General features: G+C 49.3%; 15 protein-coding genes. 13 read left to right on the forward strand and 2 right to left on the reverse strand.

The annotated features are described in order from the left end of the window. Nucleotides 1-92: 92 nt before the first annotated feature. The 3 genes from MAMMFC1_RS11015 (at nucleotide 93) to lpxD (ending at nucleotide 2,837) form a co-directional block, all read left to right on the forward strand. On the forward strand, nucleotides 93-1,058 hold the full coding sequence (locus tag MAMMFC1_RS11015) for a hypothetical protein (protein WP_126308557.1): 966 nt from the start codon (nucleotides 93-95) through the stop codon (nucleotides 1,056-1,058). 270 nt (nucleotides 1,059-1,328) lie between these two features. Continuing rightward, nucleotides 1,329-1,781, forward strand: coding sequence for an OmpH family outer membrane protein (locus MAMMFC1_RS11020; protein ID WP_232035417.1), 453 nt, complete (start codon nucleotides 1,329-1,331; stop codon nucleotides 1,779-1,781). A gap of 18 nt (nucleotides 1,782-1,799) precedes the next feature. Then, nucleotides 1,800-2,837 (forward strand): UDP-3-O-(3-hydroxymyristoyl)glucosamine N-acyltransferase, encoded by a 1,038-nt coding sequence (lpxD, locus tag MAMMFC1_RS11025; protein ID WP_126308558.1) that lies wholly within the window; start codon nucleotides 1,800-1,802, stop codon nucleotides 2,835-2,837. Nucleotides 2,838-2,861: 24 nt separating this feature from the next. Here the strand turns inward: lpxD and MAMMFC1_RS11030 are convergent, their stop codons facing one another. Then, a complete protein-coding gene (locus MAMMFC1_RS11030; RefSeq protein ID WP_126308559.1) occupies nucleotides 2,862-3,791 on the reverse strand; it encodes a GDP-L-fucose synthase family protein in 930 nt (309 codons plus the stop codon). Between the two features lie 131 nt (nucleotides 3,792-3,922). After that, nucleotides 3,923-5,005, reverse strand: a complete 1,083-nt coding sequence (gene gmd / locus MAMMFC1_RS11035; protein ID WP_126308560.1) for a GDP-mannose 4,6-dehydratase — start codon at nucleotides 5,003-5,005, stop codon at nucleotides 3,923-3,925. Nucleotides 5,006-5,211: 206 nt separating this feature from the next. Between gmd and MAMMFC1_RS11040 the strand changes: the two genes are divergently transcribed. The 10 genes from MAMMFC1_RS11040 (at nucleotide 5,212) to MAMMFC1_RS11085 (ending at nucleotide 17,804) form a co-directional block, all read left to right on the forward strand. Beyond that, complete coding sequence (locus MAMMFC1_RS11040; protein ID WP_126308561.1) at nucleotides 5,212-5,841, forward strand: YjbH domain-containing protein; 630 nt, start codon at nucleotides 5,212-5,214, stop codon at nucleotides 5,839-5,841. 20 nt (nucleotides 5,842-5,861) lie between these two features. Further along, entirely contained in the window at nucleotides 5,862-6,722 is an 861-nt protein-coding gene (locus tag MAMMFC1_RS11045; RefSeq protein ID WP_126308562.1) for a lysophospholipid acyltransferase family protein, read from the forward strand. A 470-nt stretch (nucleotides 6,723-7,192) separates the two neighbouring features. Further along, on the forward strand, nucleotides 7,193-9,565 hold the full coding sequence (locus tag MAMMFC1_RS11050) for a hypothetical protein (protein WP_126308563.1): 2,373 nt from the start codon (nucleotides 7,193-7,195) through the stop codon (nucleotides 9,563-9,565). 227 nt (nucleotides 9,566-9,792) lie between these two features. After that, complete coding sequence (locus MAMMFC1_RS11055) at nucleotides 9,793-10,569, forward strand: amino acid ABC transporter ATP-binding protein (RefSeq protein WP_126308564.1); 777 nt, start codon at nucleotides 9,793-9,795, stop codon at nucleotides 10,567-10,569. A 195-nt stretch (nucleotides 10,570-10,764) separates the two neighbouring features. Continuing rightward, nucleotides 10,765-11,610: a UDP-3-O-acyl-N-acetylglucosamine deacetylase gene (gene lpxC, locus MAMMFC1_RS11060; protein WP_126308565.1), complete on the forward strand. Its 846-nt coding sequence runs from the start codon at nucleotides 10,765-10,767 to the stop codon at nucleotides 11,608-11,610. Nucleotides 11,611-11,681: 71 nt separating this feature from the next. Next, a complete protein-coding gene (fabZ, locus tag MAMMFC1_RS11065; protein ID WP_197723803.1) occupies nucleotides 11,682-12,113 on the forward strand; it encodes a 3-hydroxyacyl-ACP dehydratase FabZ in 432 nt (143 codons plus the stop codon). Nucleotides 12,114-12,317: 204 nt separating this feature from the next. After that, complete coding sequence (lpxA, locus tag MAMMFC1_RS11070; RefSeq protein ID WP_126308566.1) at nucleotides 12,318-13,139, forward strand: acyl-ACP--UDP-N-acetylglucosamine O-acyltransferase; 822 nt, start codon at nucleotides 12,318-12,320, stop codon at nucleotides 13,137-13,139. A 489-nt stretch (nucleotides 13,140-13,628) separates the two neighbouring features. Continuing rightward, nucleotides 13,629-14,432 (forward strand): LpxI family protein, encoded by an 804-nt coding sequence (locus tag MAMMFC1_RS11075; RefSeq protein WP_126308567.1) that lies wholly within the window; start codon nucleotides 13,629-13,631, stop codon nucleotides 14,430-14,432. A gap of 226 nt (nucleotides 14,433-14,658) precedes the next feature. Beyond that, a complete protein-coding gene (lpxB, locus tag MAMMFC1_RS11080) occupies nucleotides 14,659-15,795 on the forward strand; it encodes a lipid-A-disaccharide synthase (RefSeq protein WP_126308568.1) in 1,137 nt (378 codons plus the stop codon). Between the two features lie 284 nt (nucleotides 15,796-16,079). Continuing rightward, nucleotides 16,080-17,804 carry an ABC transporter ATP-binding protein gene (locus MAMMFC1_RS11085; RefSeq protein WP_126308569.1) on the forward strand — a complete coding sequence of 575 codons (1,725 nt, stop codon included), beginning with the start codon at nucleotides 16,080-16,082 and terminating at the stop codon, nucleotides 17,802-17,804. Nucleotides 17,805-17,809: the final 5 nt, after the last annotated feature.

Genomic DNA, 17,809 nt, shown 5'->3' on the forward strand with positions numbered 1-17,809 from the left:
ATTATAGGTTCTGGTTAGCCGAGCTGCTAGGTACTAGTGTTGTGCTCGGCTTTCTTCAAAATCGTGGTTAAATCTAGAGAGGATGGTTCGTTGTGCTGCCAAGCATTCCAAGGTGGTTTCGCTTCTTGGGACTTTTAGGTTTGAGTGCCGCCCTGTTGACCGGCTGTGCTTCGAAACAGTCTCCCGGCCCCAATTTGCCCCCGCAGCCCGCTGTTGGTGTAATTGATATGGATAAAGCCCTTCAAGCCCATCCTAAAGCTGAGGAGTGGGCTATACTCCAAAAGGAAGCTCAGACTATTGTAGAGCAAATAAATACCGAAACCCGGCATTTGAGTATGAATAATAGTGCCGATTCCCCGGCAGCCGCCATCCCTCCTGCCGTACAAGACGGACAGCAAGCAGCTCTGACGCAAGAGTATAATGCAAAAATGGCGGCAAAAGAAAAAGAAGTGCGTGCCCGTCTTGACGCCAAAGCCGCTAAAATTCACGCCGATTTAGATGAGAAGATGAAAGCTTATGAGGCTGAGCTGGAAAAAGAATATCAACCGCAAATCTTTAATATCCAACTAAAATTGCAAACCCTTCACCTGGAAGAAAAAGAGGCCAATGAACTAAAAAATTCTTTGGAGCAGCTAAAAAAAGAACAGGCGGAAAAGCTTGCCGCCCGCCAGCAGGAATTGTCCAATACCTTTAATGAGGCATTAGCTCCTGATAAGGCTGCCGCTGAACAGGAAATGGCCGAATATGCCAAAAATCTAAGTGACGAATTGAATGCCCGGGCCCGTTCGTTTAAGCAAGAATTGAATGGATCTGTGCAAGCGCCTAATAACTCTTTGGGTCAAGCCGATGCCGGCGGACGGATCGCGGAACTGGAACACCAGCTCGAGATGAAGAAGCAGGAGATCCAGGTCTTGCAAGAAGCTATTATCAAAGATGTCCAGGATAAAACAGCTAAGGTTGCCGCCGAGCACCGCCTGGAAACGGTATTGGCCGGCCACAAAATGAATATTGCCGCGGTTGATGTTACCGACTGGGTTATTGCCGAGTTAAAAAAATAAACTGGTGGCTGTTAAGTGGGGAACTGCTTATAAACCGCCATCTGCTTCGTTACTTCTGCGATCCTCACTCCAGCGTACAACCAGTACGCTTGCGTTCCGGTTCTCGTCGTGCCTCGCAGCTGACGATTTCTAAGCAGTTCGTGGCATTTGTGGACTTGAGCGGGAGACGGTTTAAGAAGTAATTTCCTGTGCATACTAAATTTAAAGAAATGCGTAGCTCAGGGTCCCTAGTAAAGGTGAGCTATTGCGGATGATTGGAGGATATACGTGATGAGATCAATGGTTAAATCTATTTTAGGTATGTCAAAAAGAGTGAAACTCTCGCTTGTTGTGGTTGCTATATTGGCGGCGACAATTTTGCTTGGCGGCTGTAATTTCGGCCAAAGCACCGTTGGGGTGCTGGATGTCAACAAGGTTATGTCGGATAGTCCTAGGATTAAGCAATTTCAGGATCAACTCAATACCAAAGGTAAAGAGCTGAGTGACCAGTTAGAGAAGGACAAACCCAATATTAGCGCCGAAGAATATCAAAAACGGCAGGAAACGGCTTATGGGGAGTTTTTAAAGACTAAACAGGAACTGGAAACGCAAATTGATGATAGCATTAAACAAGCCATCGAACAGGTCGGCAAAGAAAAGAAAATGGGGGTAGTCCTTTACAAAACCAGCGTTGCTCACGGTGGAACCGACGTAACTGACGACGTCCTTAAGAAAATGCAATAGGGAATAGAGGCTGTTTCAGTGAAAAAAACGCTAAAGGAACTTGCCGCCCTTGTTGAAGGCGTAATTCTTGGGGAAACTGATTTTGAAAATATTGAAATAACCGGCGTTACCGGTATTGAAGACGCCGGACCCGGCAATATTACCTTTGCCGTGCCGCCTCACCTTGACAAGGCGGCACGTTCCCCTGCCGCTGCAGTGGTTGTACCCGATACAGTATATCAGTACCCTAAGCCTGCTATCCGGGTTGCCAATCCCCGGGTAGCCTTTGTTACCCTCCTTAACTTGTTCACGCCACAGCCTGATGTAAAACGGGAAATTCATCCCAGCGCCATTCTGGGCACGGGGGTCAGCATTGGCGGCAACGTTGCCGTGATGGCTTATGCGGTAATTGAAGATGGAGTTACCATAGGGAACAATACCGTCATTTATCCCCATACCTATATTGGACATAACTCGCGTATCGGCGGCGACACCCTGATTTATCCCGGTGTTACCATTCGCGAGAACTGCCAGGTTGGCAACCGGGTGATTATCCATAGCGGCGCTGCAATCGGCAGCGATGGTTTTGGGTTTGTCACTTTTAACGGCCAGCATATTAAAGTACCGCAAGTGGGCAATGTAATTATTGAAGACGAAGTGGAAATCGGCGCCAACGCGACGATTGACCGGGCGACGACCAGCAGTACCATTGTCCGGCAGGGAACAAAGATTGACAACCTGGTACATTTGGCGCATAATGTTGAAATCGGCGAGAACTGTTTTCTTGTAGCCCAGACCGGTATTGCCGGCAGTGCCAAAGTGGGCAGCAATGTTACCTTTGCCGGTCAGACCGGCAGCGCCGGCCACTTAACAATCGGCGACAATTGCGTGTTTGCCGCTCGCTCGGCTCCCATCAGCGACGTGCCGGCCAACTCATTTTATGCCGGCTTTCCGGCCCGTCCCCATGGAGAATGGCTAAGAGCCGAAGGGGCAATCGGCAAACTGCCTGAGTTGATAAAAAAAATCCGGAATCTGGAGCAGCGTTTAGCCAAATTAGAGAATAAAGAGGAAAAATAAAGAGGCAGATAAACTGCCTCTTTCTTACTTCGTGTTATTGCTGTACCACTCATACGTAAGGGCCAAACCTTCGGCAAGGGATGTTTTTGCCTTCCAGCCCAATGAATTGAGGCGGGAAGTATCGGTAATTTTCACTGGGGTGCCATCGGGCTTGGACAAATCAAAAACCATATCGCCGCTGAAGCCGACAACATCTTTTATCATACCGGCTAAGTCGCGGATGGTAATACCCCAACCGGTTCCAATATTGACCAGGTCATGTTGAATATGGTTTTGCATTAGGAACACGCACGCATTGGCCAAATCATCAACATATAAGAATTCCCTTACAGGTTTACCTGATCCCCAGACAACCACCTTATCTTCGCCGCGGGATTTGGCTTCATAAAACTTTCGTATCAGAGCCGGCAGCACATGTGAGGTTTCTAAATCAAAGTTGTCGTTGGGGCCGTATAAATTGGTCGGCATAACAGCAGTAAATTTGGTTTGGTACTGACGATTAAATGCCCGGCACATTTCGATGCCGGCAATTTTGGCCACCGCATACGGCTGATTGGTGGGCTCAAGGGGACCGGTGAGGAGATATTCCTCTTTCAAAGGCTGCGGCGCCATTTGCGGGTAAATACAGGTACTGCCAAGAAATAAAAGCCCCGCTGCCGCCGCATCATACGAAGCTTGAATTATATTTGCTTCCATCATAATATTGTTATAGATGAATTCCGCGGGGAAAGTACAGTTGGCCATTATACCGCCAACCTTTGCCGCCGCCAAAAAGACCCACTGGGGCTGTTCAGCCCGAAAAAAGGATTGAACCGCCCTTTGGTCTAAAAGATCCAGTTCGGAGTGTGTTCTGACTACAATATTGCTATAGCCCTCTTGGCGCAGTTCCCGCACAATAGCCGACCCGACAAGGCCGGCGTGACCGGCCACATAAATCTTATCATTTTTCTTCAAGTTATCACCTGCTTTCTTATGTATAAGACTTTATAGCTTCGGCAAGAACGACAAACAGCCAAGAGCACCAAGGAAGTAAAGTAGGGAAAGGAACGGTTCTCTTGGCGTGCTTGGCGTTCTAAACCTTTTTATCAGTCAGGAAGAAACTTACTCGTATTGCCATGCTGTTGAATAAGATTGAGATCGGCTGTTACCATCTGCTGTACCAGTTCCTCAAATGAGACCTTGGGCGCCCAGCCCAGTTTTTGGCGGGCTTTGGCGGCATCACCCAGCAAGAGATCCACTTCGGTGGGGCGAAAATAGCGCTTATCTACTCGCACTAAAACTTTCCCGGTTAACGGGTCGATACCGGTTTCGTCAACCCCGGCACCCGTCCATTCAAGCGTAATACCCACATTTTTAAACGCCAGGTCAACGAACTCCCGCACCGAGTGGGTGTCGCCGGTAGCGATTACGTAATCGTCGGACTGCTGCTGCTGCAGCATCAGCCACATAGCTTCGACATAATCGCCGGCGTAACCCCAGTCCCGCTTAGCATCAAGATTGCCGAGATACAATGTTTTTTGCAAACCTAATTTGATCTTGGCCACGGCCTGGGTAATCTTTCTGGTTACGAAAGTTTCGCCCCGGGTTGGCGACTCGTGGTTGAAAAGAATTCCGTTACACGCATATATACTATAGGCTTCGCGGTAGTTGACCGTTATCCAATAGGCATATAGTTTTGCCGCTGCATACGGACTGCGCGGGTAAAAAGGTGTGGTTTCCTTTTGCGGTGTTTCCAGGACTTTGCCAAACAATTCGCTGGTAGAAGCCTGGTAAAACTTGGTCTTTTTAGTGAGATTTAATATGCGGATAGCTTCCAACAGGCGCAGTGTGCCAAGAGCGTCGGAGTTGGCCGTGTATTCGGGAGTCTCAAAAGAGACTTGAACATGACTCTGAGCGGCTAGATTGTATATTTCATCAGGCTGGGTTTCTTGTACGATGCGGATAAGATTGGTGGCATCAGTTAAATCACCATAGTGCAAAAAGAAATTTACTTTCTCTTCGTGGGGATCATGGTACAAGTGATCAATGCGGGCAGTATTAAGGAGCGAGCTTCGCCGCTTGATTCCATGTACAATATATCCTTTGTGCAACAAAAAGTCGGCAAGGTAGGCGCCGTCTTGGCCGGTGATACCGGTAATCAGGGCTACCTTATTTGTGCTGCTAGTCATGAAATTCCTCCTTCCAATATGAATATATGCAGAACGGGAACGGAAGGAATCTAAAGTATAATATTTTACTGCGCGGCGGGAGGTTGTTGCCTGGCATAAATTGACGGGGATCTAAGGCAGGAATTTGGGTTTTGTTAAAGAAACATATATATTTGTTTATATTTGTTCCTTATTACGTTAGCTTAAACGAGAGAGGAGAAGTTAAGATGAAAAAAGCTGTATTAGCAGCTTTATGTACATTATGTACTGCTGTTCCGGTATATGCCGCTCCTTCCATCAACGGATCGACGGGCCTGATCAATACCCCATCCGCCGATGTAATGCGTGAAGGACAGTTTTCCCTTGGCTATTATCATTTGCAAGACGGCGGGGTGGGAACTTTTAACACCCAGCTCATGCGTAACCTGGAAATTGGGGTGGCCGGCTTCCGCTACGATAACTCCTCTGCCAAGGAAAACCAAACATATTTCAACGCCAAATTGAACCTGGCGCCTGAGACTGTTCTCACTCCCGGATTATCCGTTGGCGTTGAGGACATAACCAACGAAGACGAGCGGTCCTATTACGCTGCGGCGAGTAAAGCCCTGCCTTTTGGCTTTCGTATTCACGCCGGGGTTGGCAACGGCCGCTATGACGGTATGTTTGCCTCCCTGGAAAAAACGATTAACCCCATAGCCATCACCGGCAGCGATATGTTCCCGGCGACCAGTCTGATAGCCGAATGGGATGGGAAACGAATGAATTATGGCGCCAGGATGTCAATTGTGCCGGGCCTAAAGGTTGACGCCGGCATCAGAAATCATGACACTTATTTTGGGATTAGCTTTACCCGATAAAAGATTGGAAGGAAACGCGCATGCTGTATCAACTGGTTAAACTCTTCAGCAGTATGGCCTGTCTGCTGCCGGCGGCCGTTTCACGCTCATTAGGCATGGCGGCCGGGCATATATGCTGGCCGCTGGTGCCAAAACGGCGGCGCCGGATGGCTATTGACAACATCATGTCAGGTCTGGGCGTAGATGAACGCAAGGCGGCTGACATTGCTAAAAAAAGCGCTATCCGTTTTGGTCCCATGTTTATGGAAGTGCTGCGAATGCCACGGCTCAACCGGGACAATATTGGACAATACGTTACTTTAGAGGGCCGGGAACATCTGGACGCGGCATTGGCTCAGGGAAAGGGCGCTGTTTTGGCCACCGCCCATAGCGGCAATTGGGAAATACTTGGCGCCGCGTTAGCTATGCACGGCTTCCCGCTGGCGGCTGTTGTCCAGCGTCAAACCAATCTGGCTATGGATCGATTTATCAATGAATACCGCAGTCAGGCCGGAATGCATGTTACCTATAAACAGAGTGTCCGGGAAATGGTTAAACTTCTTACAGCGGGAAAGATTGTCGGCTTGTTGATGGACCAGGATAACCATTATAACGGTGTTTTCGTCGAATTTTTCGGCCGTCCGGCATCTACGCCCCAAGGGGCGGCAGCGCTGGCGCGGTTAAACGGGGCTCCCATCGTTCCGGCCTTTATCACTGCCAAAGGGGATGGAACGCATACAGCCATTATTCATCCGCCGGTATGGGTGGAAAAAACCGGGAACCGCGAGCAGGACATTCTGGCGACAACCCAGAGCCTAACCCGTATTATTGAACAGCATATCCGAAAATACCCGGCGGAGTGGTTTTGGTTGCATAATCGATGGAAAACCCCGCCAAGATAATCATTGGCCTTTTAAGGGGGGAACTGCTTATAAACCGCCATCTGCTTCGTTACTCCTGCGGTCCTCACTCCAGCGTACAACCAGTACGCTTGCGTTCCGGTCCTCGTCGTGCCTCCGGTCTGACTATGATAGTTCGAACTTGTAATTAGCAAGTATCATTGCAATAAGTTTTTTTCATATGCAACGGTATCTAACGATTTCTAAGCAGTTCGTGGCAGTTGATGAGATGAAGCGATACGAAAAAGAGAATAAAGGATTCTAGTATATAACTATAGCCACAGAGATGCAGAGTCAGGGATCGCGAAGGATTATTTTTCTTCGCGATCCCTGAACTTGTAGTGTCTCTGTGGTTTTGTTTGTTTTCGAAAAAGAAAAAGTATATAAATTTATCAATAAAAAGTATATACTAGTAGACATAAAAGTGATATACGTGATATAATGGTTTCCATGGAAATGAGGTGAATAGAAGGATGTTTAGGAAGAAAAGAATAAAGCTGGGAAAAATCAAGAAAATACTGGGCAATAGCTTTCAGCGGGACATTTTGGTCCTGGTGCTGATCAGTGTACTGATGGGCTCACTGCTGGCCGGCTCGGTGTCTATGACGGCAAACGCTTATTTTTCGAAAACGGTGGCCAGCCTGGTGGGTGATTATGGGCAGCAGGATATTGTAATCCAAGTCCGGGAAGAAATGCGGGAAGATTCCGCAGCGCATATACAAAAGATTCTTGACGAAGTCTATCCGGGAGCTGTAATGAAGGAAGGTTCAACCATTACCGGCAAAACAACCTTCTTTATTACCTTACCGGACCAATATAAGACCCAAAAGAACTATGAAGAACTCTCCAAAGTATTCGGCAGTATTCCCGGCGGCGCCGGTGTTGGCGTTATTACCGAGCCGCGGCTGACTATCCGGGGCGTTCCGGAAGGCGCCAAAAATACTTTGATGGACCGTATCATGAAAATCGAAGGCGTCCGGTTTGTGTTTCGCGACGGAGCTTCCATCGGGGTAATACTTGACTCTGTTAATGTAATGACCGGGGTAAGCTCTCAAATTAATTCTATGCTAAAGGAATATCAGGTAATCGAAATCAGTTTTCCCGTTGGCAGCGAGCCGGCGAATCCCGTTCGCCTGGGTGATGACGTTGCCGATGCCCTGCAGAGTGAACTGAAACTGGACTACGCCAAGAATGTTTCCACTGACGGAAAAAATGACGATATGACATATATGGTGAGCACCATGAGCGAGTTGAAAAGATTCCTCCAGGCCTACGCATCCCAAGTCACCATTACCCCGGCGGCAGGAACGAAGCTGGAAAAGGGGGATAGCGTTGTCTTACAAGGACATGCGACTGCCGCCCCGGTGTCCGGTAATGCTCCCGTTCAGGGCAACGTTGTGGCAGAAGTGGCAGAGGTACGCAGCGATGGCAGCGCCGATGGTTCAATTAGCCAGGGCGATGCCTCATGGTTAGAAAGTTCGCCGGCCGGGGTGCAAGGGTATAAGCTGGAGAAAGGATTGGTTGGTTCGCAAAGCATTAGTGTGTCTTATCGCAATCCCCGCCAAGAACTGGGCGGCGCTTTGACAGATACCGGCAAACTGGTTGCCCAGATTCCGGGATTCGCCCAGGATGCAAAAAATATCAGCAACACTGCCTTTGATGCCCTTGATAATTACGGCAGCAGTATTCAGGGCATGCAGCAGACCTTAAGCAGTTTGCAGTCGGCAGGCAGCGCAATTCAGGCCGCCACCGGCGGTTTGGCCAATCTGGATACCACCGGCCTTCAAAATCAATTGGATAACTCATCCCGGAGTTTGGGCGGGATGGTAAATACCTTGCAAGTGCTGAAACTAATGAATGCTGATGTATCTTCGACAATTGATTCCTTGAACAGTACGCAGCGAAATTTAAATAATGTCCGTTCCAGCTTGAGTGCCCTTGACAATATAGCGGCAAATGGCCGGAAGGCGAAAACAACGATTGACAATGTTGTTGCCAATGGCCAGACTACAATCAATACCCTAAAGGCATTCAACGTTGAAGGCGCACGGGCGGGACTTACCGATGCCAACACTCGTTTGGCAGTTTTGGGACAGGTGAATGTACCGGTCATTAGCGCTCAAATCCAGTACCTGGCAAATGCTGTCCCCAATCTTAAGGACGAAGAAATAAGCCATTCGGTTAAACTGCTGGATAAATTTATTGCCGGACAGGTTATTCCCGGCGCCAGAATCCAAATTTTAACCACTAGTAAAGTTAGTGTGGATGCAGTTACACCCATTGTGCAAAAACAAGTCGGCCATAACAATATATCCTTGTATTCGTCGGATTTAGGCGTGATTGAGCCTAATACCCGCGCTGAGCTCCAACAAATGCTGGGCGAGATAAAAAGTATTCTGGCCGGTATGACGGCAATTATCGCCACAGTATTATTCCTTGGCCTTGACCATACCGCCATCATGACGGTAATCAGGCGCAAACGGCTGAGTAAAAAGAATCCGGTCACCGGCTGGCGCAAAGTCAATGAAAGACTCACCATCGGTTTTACGGCTGCGGAAAGACGCTACGGCATGGCTGTCGGGGCAGTTATGCTTACCAGCATGTTCCTCCTGACCGGCGGCGGCATGCCCTATCTTCCCTGGATCGGGGTGCCGGTGCTGGGGGCGCTTCTCGGCTTGATTGTTGCCGCCTACGCTGAGAAAATCAGCCCGATAGCCGCCGAAGAAGTTATGGCCGGGGAAGCCCTGGGAATGTCCTTTGACGAGATCATGCGGGAAATCGTCATCCCCAGCGGCCGCCCCGGACTTATGCACAAACTGAACAACCGCAAAGTGAAATTTAAGTAAAGGTGGTATCTAATAAAGGGATATCTAAATAAAGGGTACCTAATAACGAAGTTATCTAATGCCACGAACTGCTTAGAAATCGTCAGATGCTAGGCGTGACGAGGACCGGAACGCAAGCGTACTGGTTGTACGCTGGAGTGAGGACCGCAGGAGTAACGACGCAGATGGCGGTTTATAAGCAGTTCCCCCCCCTTAAAGGGAGAATAGTCCAAAGAAGGTGAGCTTTTTTGTTGAAGATCAACAACTTATACAAGCATTTCGGCAGTCTGGTGGCGGTAAATAATCTCAGTATGTCGGTCAATAAAGGTGAGACGGTAGTCATTATGGGGCCTTCCGGCTGCGGCAAGTCTACCGCCATTCGCGCCATTAACCGCTTGATTGAACCGGATGGCGGTTCCATTTTCCTGGACGGAACTGACGTAACTCTTTTGAGTGAAGAAGAATTGCGGGGAGTGCGAAAGCGTATCGGCTTTGTATTCCAGCAATTTAATCTGATTGGCCGTTTAACGGCGGTGGAAAATGTTATGCTGGGACTGGTCATGGACGGGTTAAAGCGGGAAGAAGCCTATGAAAAGTCACTGGCTGCTTTACAAAAAGTTGGTCTTGACCAGGTTGTTGACCATAGGCCAAGCCAGTTATCCGGGGGACAGCAGCAACGGGTAGGCATCGCCCGCGCTTTGGCTTACGAGCCTGATCTCATGTTGTGGGATGAACCTACTGCTTCTCTCGACCCTATGCTGGTTAGAGAAGTTCTTGTCGTCATGGAAGAACTGGCTCGCGTCCGGGAAACCACCATGCTGGTGGTGACCCATGAGATTGCCTTTGCCTTGCATGTGGCGGACCGAATCGTATTAATGGACAAGGGGAGTATTGTAGAGTCAGGCGCGCCGCATCGGGTATTTGTGAATCCCGTTTCCGATGTTGGCCGGCGGTACAAGGAATTGATCGAATACCAGCTTAACACCAGCAGCCGTACTTTGGCCGGCGAACGTATCGCATCATAGAAATTTAACCTTGTGTGACGAGAAGTCTCCCGCCTACCCTGCTCACCGCCGGTGAGAGCGTCGGCGGGAGATGAATTGTCGCCCTGATTATGAAGTCTTTTCTAAACACACTCTTGCGTTATTGACTAAATTCCTGTAGAATTAATTGGAATTGTATCATTATTTTGAGCGGAATAGGAACTCGGAGGAAACTAGATGGAGCAGCAAACGACCCTACTTCAACGAACCACTTATACAGGCATGGGTCTTCACTCCGGCAAAGACGTTACCATTGCTTTATGTCCTGCCCCGGCGAACACAGGTATTGTGTTTGTGCGTACCGACCTTGATGGTCAACCGGAGGTGCCGGCTATGGCTGAAAATGTTACCAATACAATGCGGGCGACGACTCTGGAAAACGGAGCCGCCAAGGTTTTTACCGTGGAGCACTTGCTTGCAGCCATGTATAGTTTGGGTGTGGACAACTGCCGGGTTGAGATCTCTTCGGTTGAGCCGCCGGTGGCAGACGGCAGCGCCTTGCCTTTTGCTGAAATTATTCAGACGGCGGGGATTGCAGCAGTGGATGTGCCGCGGGAGGAACCGCTCATTATCACCGAAGCTGTAGCGGTGAGATATCCGGATAAGTTTATTGCCGTGTTGCCTTACCCTGGTTTTCGCATAACATTTACTTCCGTGAATCCTCATCCGCTGATCGGGGTCCAGTTTGGCGACTACGAAATTACGCCTGAAGTATTCATCCGGGAAATTGCCCCCGCCCGTACCATCGGTTTTATGCACGAGGTGGAAGCCCTTAAATCTCAGGGATTAGCGCTGGGGGGCAGCCCGGAAAACACGGTTGTGTATGATGATGGCCGGACTCTCACTCCATTGCGGTTTCCTGACGAACTGGTAAGGCACAAAATTTTGGACGTCTTGGGGGATCTGACATTGGCCGGGCGAATCCGCGGCCATGTTGTGGCCGTGAAATCCAGCCACGCTCTTAATACTGCGCTGGCGAAAGAGATTGTCAAAAAATTTAAACCCGCCAAGGGCCAAGGTTAGAAATAAAGAGATAAAGAGATAATTTATAAGATTTATTTGCAAGAGTGTGTGATGAGGAGGCGCGAAAGTTTATGATATTAACGGCAGCTGAAATACAGGATATTTTACCGCACCGATATCCGTTTTTGCTTGTGGACAGGATCGTTGAACTTGAGCCGATGAAACGGGCTGTGGGAATCAAGTGTGTTACAGTTAACGAACAGTTTTTTCAAGGACATTTTCCCGGCAGACCTGTAATGCCAGGAGTGCTTCTGCTGGAAGCCATGGCTCAGGTTGGCGGTATAGCTATGCTATACCCTGAGGAATATCGGGGCAAAATAGCTCTATTTGCCGGTATGGACAGAGTAAAGTTCAGGAAGCAGGTAACGCCGGGAGATCAGATTACTTTGGTAGCCGAAATTATTAAACTTCGCGGCTTGATAGGCAAAGTATGGGCTGAATCCTTCGTTGAGGGGCAAATTGTCGCCGAAGCGGAGTTTTTGTTTGCTTTATCATCAAGCTGAGAAGGTGATATTATAATTAATGATGAGAGAACCAGTATAACATAGAGAAAAACCTTTTATTATCTCCCAAATTGGTGAATTCTGCGTGAATTCAACTGAATATTGCGCGCCAAATTCGGACTGGTCAGTCGGACTATAAGTATCAATGGATGGAGAACAGATACGCATTATATTTATAAAGCTCTAGAGTAGGAGTGATTTGCTATGAAACCGGAAACGGTTGTGATACCTTTGCGGAAAATACATGAAACAGCGGTTATTCATCCTAATGCCCGCATTGGCAAAGATGTGGAAATTGGGCCGTATGCGGTTATTGGTGAGAATGTGCTGATCGATGACGGTACGCAAATTGGCGCTCATGTCGTTGTTGACGGCTGGAGTAAAATTGGTAAAGACTGTGTCGTTTATCCCGGCGCTTCCATTGGCGCCGAGCCGCAAGACCTTAAGTTCCGTGGGGAAAAAAGCTACGTTTACATTGGTGACAATACCACAATCAGAGAATTTGCAACAGTCAACAGGGCTACCGGTGAAGGGCAGGAAACCCGGGTCGGCGCCAACTGCCTCCTGATGTCTTACACTCACGTTGCCCACAACTGTATCCTGGGTAGTCACGTGATTATGTCCAGTGGCGCAATGCTGGCCGGACACGTGATCGTGGAAGACCGGGCCGTAATTGGCGGCCAGTCCGGCGTACATCAGTTTGTGAAAATCGGTCGTAATTCCATGGTCGGCGGCGGCTCCAAGGTGGTTCAGGATATCCCGCCCTTTGTCATTGTTGATGGTCATCCGGCCAAAGTATGCGGTCTTAACAATGTGGGAATATCCCGTGCCGGGGTCAGCGAAATAGCTCGCCGTAATTTGAAAAAAGCTTATAAGATTCTGTACCGTTCAGGGTTAAGTCTTGCCCAGGCTATCGCGGTTATGGAGCAGGACCTGGAATCCTGTGAAGAAGTTGAACATTTGCTGCGTTTCCTTCGTAACGCTGAGCGGGGGATATGCAGAGGGCGCAAAGAACAGGCAGAGTAAACTGTTCGCCTGTTAAGCGGGGAACTGATTATAAACGGCCATCTGCGTCGTTACTCCTGCGGTCCTCACTCCGACGTACGGCCAGTACGCCTCCGTTCCGGTTCTCGTCGCGCCTCCGGTCTGACTATGATAGTTTGAACTGTAATTAGCAAATATCATTGTAATAAGTTTTTTTCATATGCAACGGTTCTAAGCAGTTCGTGGCAATTCATAAGCTAGCGGATACAAGTTTATTACTCATTAAGATAGAGAGTGCTGAATAACTCGCGCAACCTGCGGTTCCTCGTCGTGCCTTCGGTCTGACTATGATAATCGAACCGTAATCAGCAAATTTCATTGCAATAAGTTTTTTATATGCAACGGTATCTGACGATTTCTAAGCAGTTCGTGGCGGTAGGAAATTGTGAGGCTGAACAGCAACTGTTGGGGTGGGGGTTGTCATAGGAGAGAGCGTAATTTGGTATACTATAGATACAGGTGGAATGTGAAATGGATAAAATCGGATTGATTGCCGGCGTGGGCCGGTTACCGGTTGAATTTGCCCGTGCCGCTTGCGGCATGGGCTTTGCCGTGACTGCTGTTGCTGTTGTGCCGGGAGTGGATGGGGAGCTGGCCATGGTAACCGACAAGTATTTTACCATTAGCGCCGGTGAACTGGACAAATTAATATCTTCTCTTAAAAGCGCCGGTGTCACGCAGGTGACTATGCTGGGGAAGGTGACCAAGGAACTTATGTTTAGCGGGGCAGCCAGTCTGGATCTGCGCATGCGGAAACTATTGGCGGGGCTTAACGATCACAGTGATGATACCATTATGCTGGCAGTTGTGCATGAACTGGCGGCGGAAGGTATCGGCGTATTGGATCAGACAGCTTTCTTGCGGCAGCTTATGCCGGCCGCCGGGGTGCTGACCAAGCGCCAGCCAACCGCTGCGGAAAGAGCCGATATGGAGTTCGGTTTTTCCATGGCCCGTCACATCGGCGGACTGGACATTGGCCAGACAGTAGTTGTAAAAAATCGGGCCGTTATGGCGGTAGAAGCCATTGAAGGCACCGACGCCTGTATCCTTCGCGGCGGAGCCCTGGGACGCGGCGGTGTGACCGTTGCCAAAGCAGCCAAGCCCGGCCAGGACTTAAGATTTGATGTACCCGGCGTGGGACCCGCCACCATTGCTGCCATGATCGAAGCCGGCGCCACCGCTCTCGTCATCGAAGCCGGCAAGACCCTCCTCATGGACAAAACCACCGTCGTCACCACCGCCGACGACCACGATATTACGATAGTCGCAATGTAAAGACGGACGGGTAACGGTTTAACCGCCCATTATCCTCCCTCCACACGTCTCGGCCAGAATAATCTACTGCCACGAACTGATTAGAAATCGTCAGCTGCTAGGCGTGACGAGGACCGGAACGGAGGCGTACTGGTGGTACGTCGGAGTGAGGACCACAGGAACAACAACGCAGATGGCGGTTTATAATCAGTTCCCACCTACCTAGGGGGTATTAACACTGAAAATTATGATTTCTGTCGGCGAAGCTTCCGGCGATTTGCACGGGGCTAGCGTCGCCAATGCTTTAACACTCATTGAACCTGACATCAAACTGATCGGCATGGGCGGCCAGGCCATGCGGGCCGCCGGCGTGGAGATAGTGTACGATATTGCCGATTTGGGCATTATAGGTCTGGTGGAAGTGATAAAAAATTTACGGAAATTATTTCGGTTAAGAGACATGCTGGCCGACGTGATGGACCGCGAGCAGCCGGATGTGCTGGTAGTAATCGATTATCCCGGCTTCAATACCCGCTTGGCCAAAGTTGCCAAACAAAAAGGCATTCCGGTAGTATCGTACATCAGCCCTTCCGCTTGGGCGTGGGGCCGGGGCCGGGCAAAAGAAGTGGCCGAAACGGTTAATAAAGTTGCGGCCATTTTTCCCTTTGAAGCCGATGTATATAAAGAAGCCGGCGCGGATGTGACCTTTGTCGGTCATCCGCTGCTGGATATTGTTAAACCAAGCATGTCGAAAGCAGAAGCTTATCGGTATTTTGGGGCGCAGGAATCCCGGCCGATCGTATTATTGATGCCCGGCAGCCGTCAGCAGGAAATTGACAAGCTGCTGCCGGCGATGCTCGCCGCCTGCCTTAAGATTGTTGAAAAAGTACCGGATTGTCAATTTTTTTTACCGGTAGCCTCGACAATTTCCCGGGAAATGTTGCAAAATAATATTGAACCCTGTCAGGTGCCGATAGTTTTAACTACTGACCGCAGCTATGACTTGATGGGTATCGCCGGCGTAGCAGTTGCCGCTTCCGGTACGGCTACACTGGAGGCGTCCCTGATGGGGCTGCCCAGCATCATTATTTATAAGCTGGTGCCTCTTACCTATTATTTGGGCAGATTAATGATAAAGATCCCTTATATCGGGCTGCCGAATATTATTGCCGGGCGAAAAATCATGCCGGAGTTGATCCAGGGCGATGCTAACGTTGATAATATTGCCCGGGAAGCTATCCGATTTTTAACCGATCCCGCCGTTCGCGCGGCAGCTGGCGCTGATTTGGCTGAAGTCAAAAATAAATTGGGACAGACAGGAGCTGTTCACCGGGTGGCGGAACTGATACTGGAGGTCGCCCGCAACAAAGCAATATCAATATAAGTGCGTGTTTTAAAAACACGCAACCGTAATATAGTAAGGGTGGTTCAGAATGTCCAGCTGCTAGGCGTGACGACGATTCTGTGCAGTTCGTTCTCTTGCTTTAGTTTGTGCGGGGACGTGAGCGGAACAGTACAGGGTAGTACGTGAAGCGAGCGCCCGCAGGAGCACGATTCTGATTTCGTTGGTGTTACCAACGCAGGTTAACTTGTCGCAGATGACAGTAACGCAGATTGTGCGGCAACGCAGATGGGCGTTTTGAAACAGCCTTAAGCGAGGTACTGACTATGAATCTTTATTGGCGTTTATTGTCCTATGTAAAACCCTACTGGCCCAGATTAGTCGTGGCTCTGGTATGCACACTGCTTGCCGCCGGGGGCAATCTATACGTGCCGTGGATTATCCGGGATGTTATCGATGAAGTACTGGCGGAAAAGAATATGGCCATGCTGAATTTCATAACAGTCGGCATTGTGGTGGTATTCTTGCTGCGCGGGGCTTTCTTCTTCAGTCAAACCTACCTTATGTCCTATATCGGGCAAAAAGTAGTAATTGATATCAGGGAAGTGCTGTACCGGCACCTGCAGCGTCTTTCATTGTCTTATTTCGAAAGGTCCCAGACCGGATCCATCATGAGTTATATCACTAATGATGTAGCGGCGCTGCAAGCGGCTTTGGTGGAAAACGCCATTGCAATGGTAACCGAGTGCACCATCCTGATCGGGTCTTTGGCCGCTATGTTCTTTATTCACTGGAAATTGACGCTGTTAACTTTGATTACTTTGCCGCTGGTTATTCAAGCTATCAATATTTTTGGCAGAAAGCTGAGAAAATCCAGCATGATTATGCAGGAGCGGGCTGCTGAAATTACCTCCGTGCTGCAGGAAACCATTGCCGCTGTCAGGGTGATCAGGTCTTTTGCCCGGGAAGATTTTGAAATAGAAAAATTCGGGCGGGAAAACTACCGGAATTTCCGGGCCCAGATGAAAACTGCTCAACTTATGGCAACATTGACACCGGTTATTGAATTTCTGGGAGCCGTTGGGGTAACAGTAATTATTTGGTATGGGGGTCTGGAAGTAATCAACGGTAATCTGACTTCCGGGTCGCTGATTGCTTTCCTCATCTATGTCGTGAATATCACCAATCCTATGAAGCGGCTCAGCAATGGCTACGGGAATATCCAACGGGCCCTGGCTGCCGCTCAGCGTGTATTTGAGGTATTGGATACCGAACCGGAAATTCAGGATGAGCCGGGGGCCGCTAAGCTGCCGGTTATCAAAGGACGGGTGGAGTTTGACAAGGTCAGTTTTGCTTATAAAACCGGCGAACCGGCGCTCATAGATATTTCCCTGCTGGCCGAACCGGGACAAATGGTGGCAATCGTCGGACCAAGCGGTGCGGGCAAGACTACCATCGCCAATCTGATACCGCGGTTTTACGATCCGGCGGCAGGGCGAATTTTAATTGACAATACGGATATAAAAAGGGTCACATCACAATCTCTACGGGAGCAAATTGGTATCGTACCGCAGGAAACGGTGCTGTTTAACGGTACTGTTTATGAAAACATACTATACGGTGACTTGGCCGCTGCCCGGGAAGCAGTAGTGGCTGCCGCTCAAGCCGCCAACGCGCACAATTTTATTATGGAAATGCCGCAAGGTTACGATACGCCCATCGGGGAGCGCGGTTCCCAATTGTCGGGTGGACAACGGCAACGGATTGCTATTGCCAGGGCTATCTTGAAAAATCCGCGGGTGCTCATCCTGGACGAAGCTACCTCCGCTTTGGACACCGAAAGTGAAAAGCTTGTCCAGGAAGCTTTGGATAAGCTCATGGTTGGCCGGACCTCGTTTGTAATTGCCCACCGTCTTTCAACTGTTCAGCGTGCCAACCTTATACTGGTCATGGACAAAGGGCGGATTGTAGAGCGGGGTACTCATGCTCAACTCGTAGCTTCAGGCGGTCTCTACAATAAACTCTATCAAGTGCAATTTGCCGATGTGTAGCATTC

It is taken from the genome of Methylomusa anaerophila, assembly GCF_003966895.1.
GTDB classification, from domain to species: Bacteria; Bacillota; Negativicutes; order Sporomusales; family Sporomusaceae; genus Methylomusa; species Methylomusa anaerophila.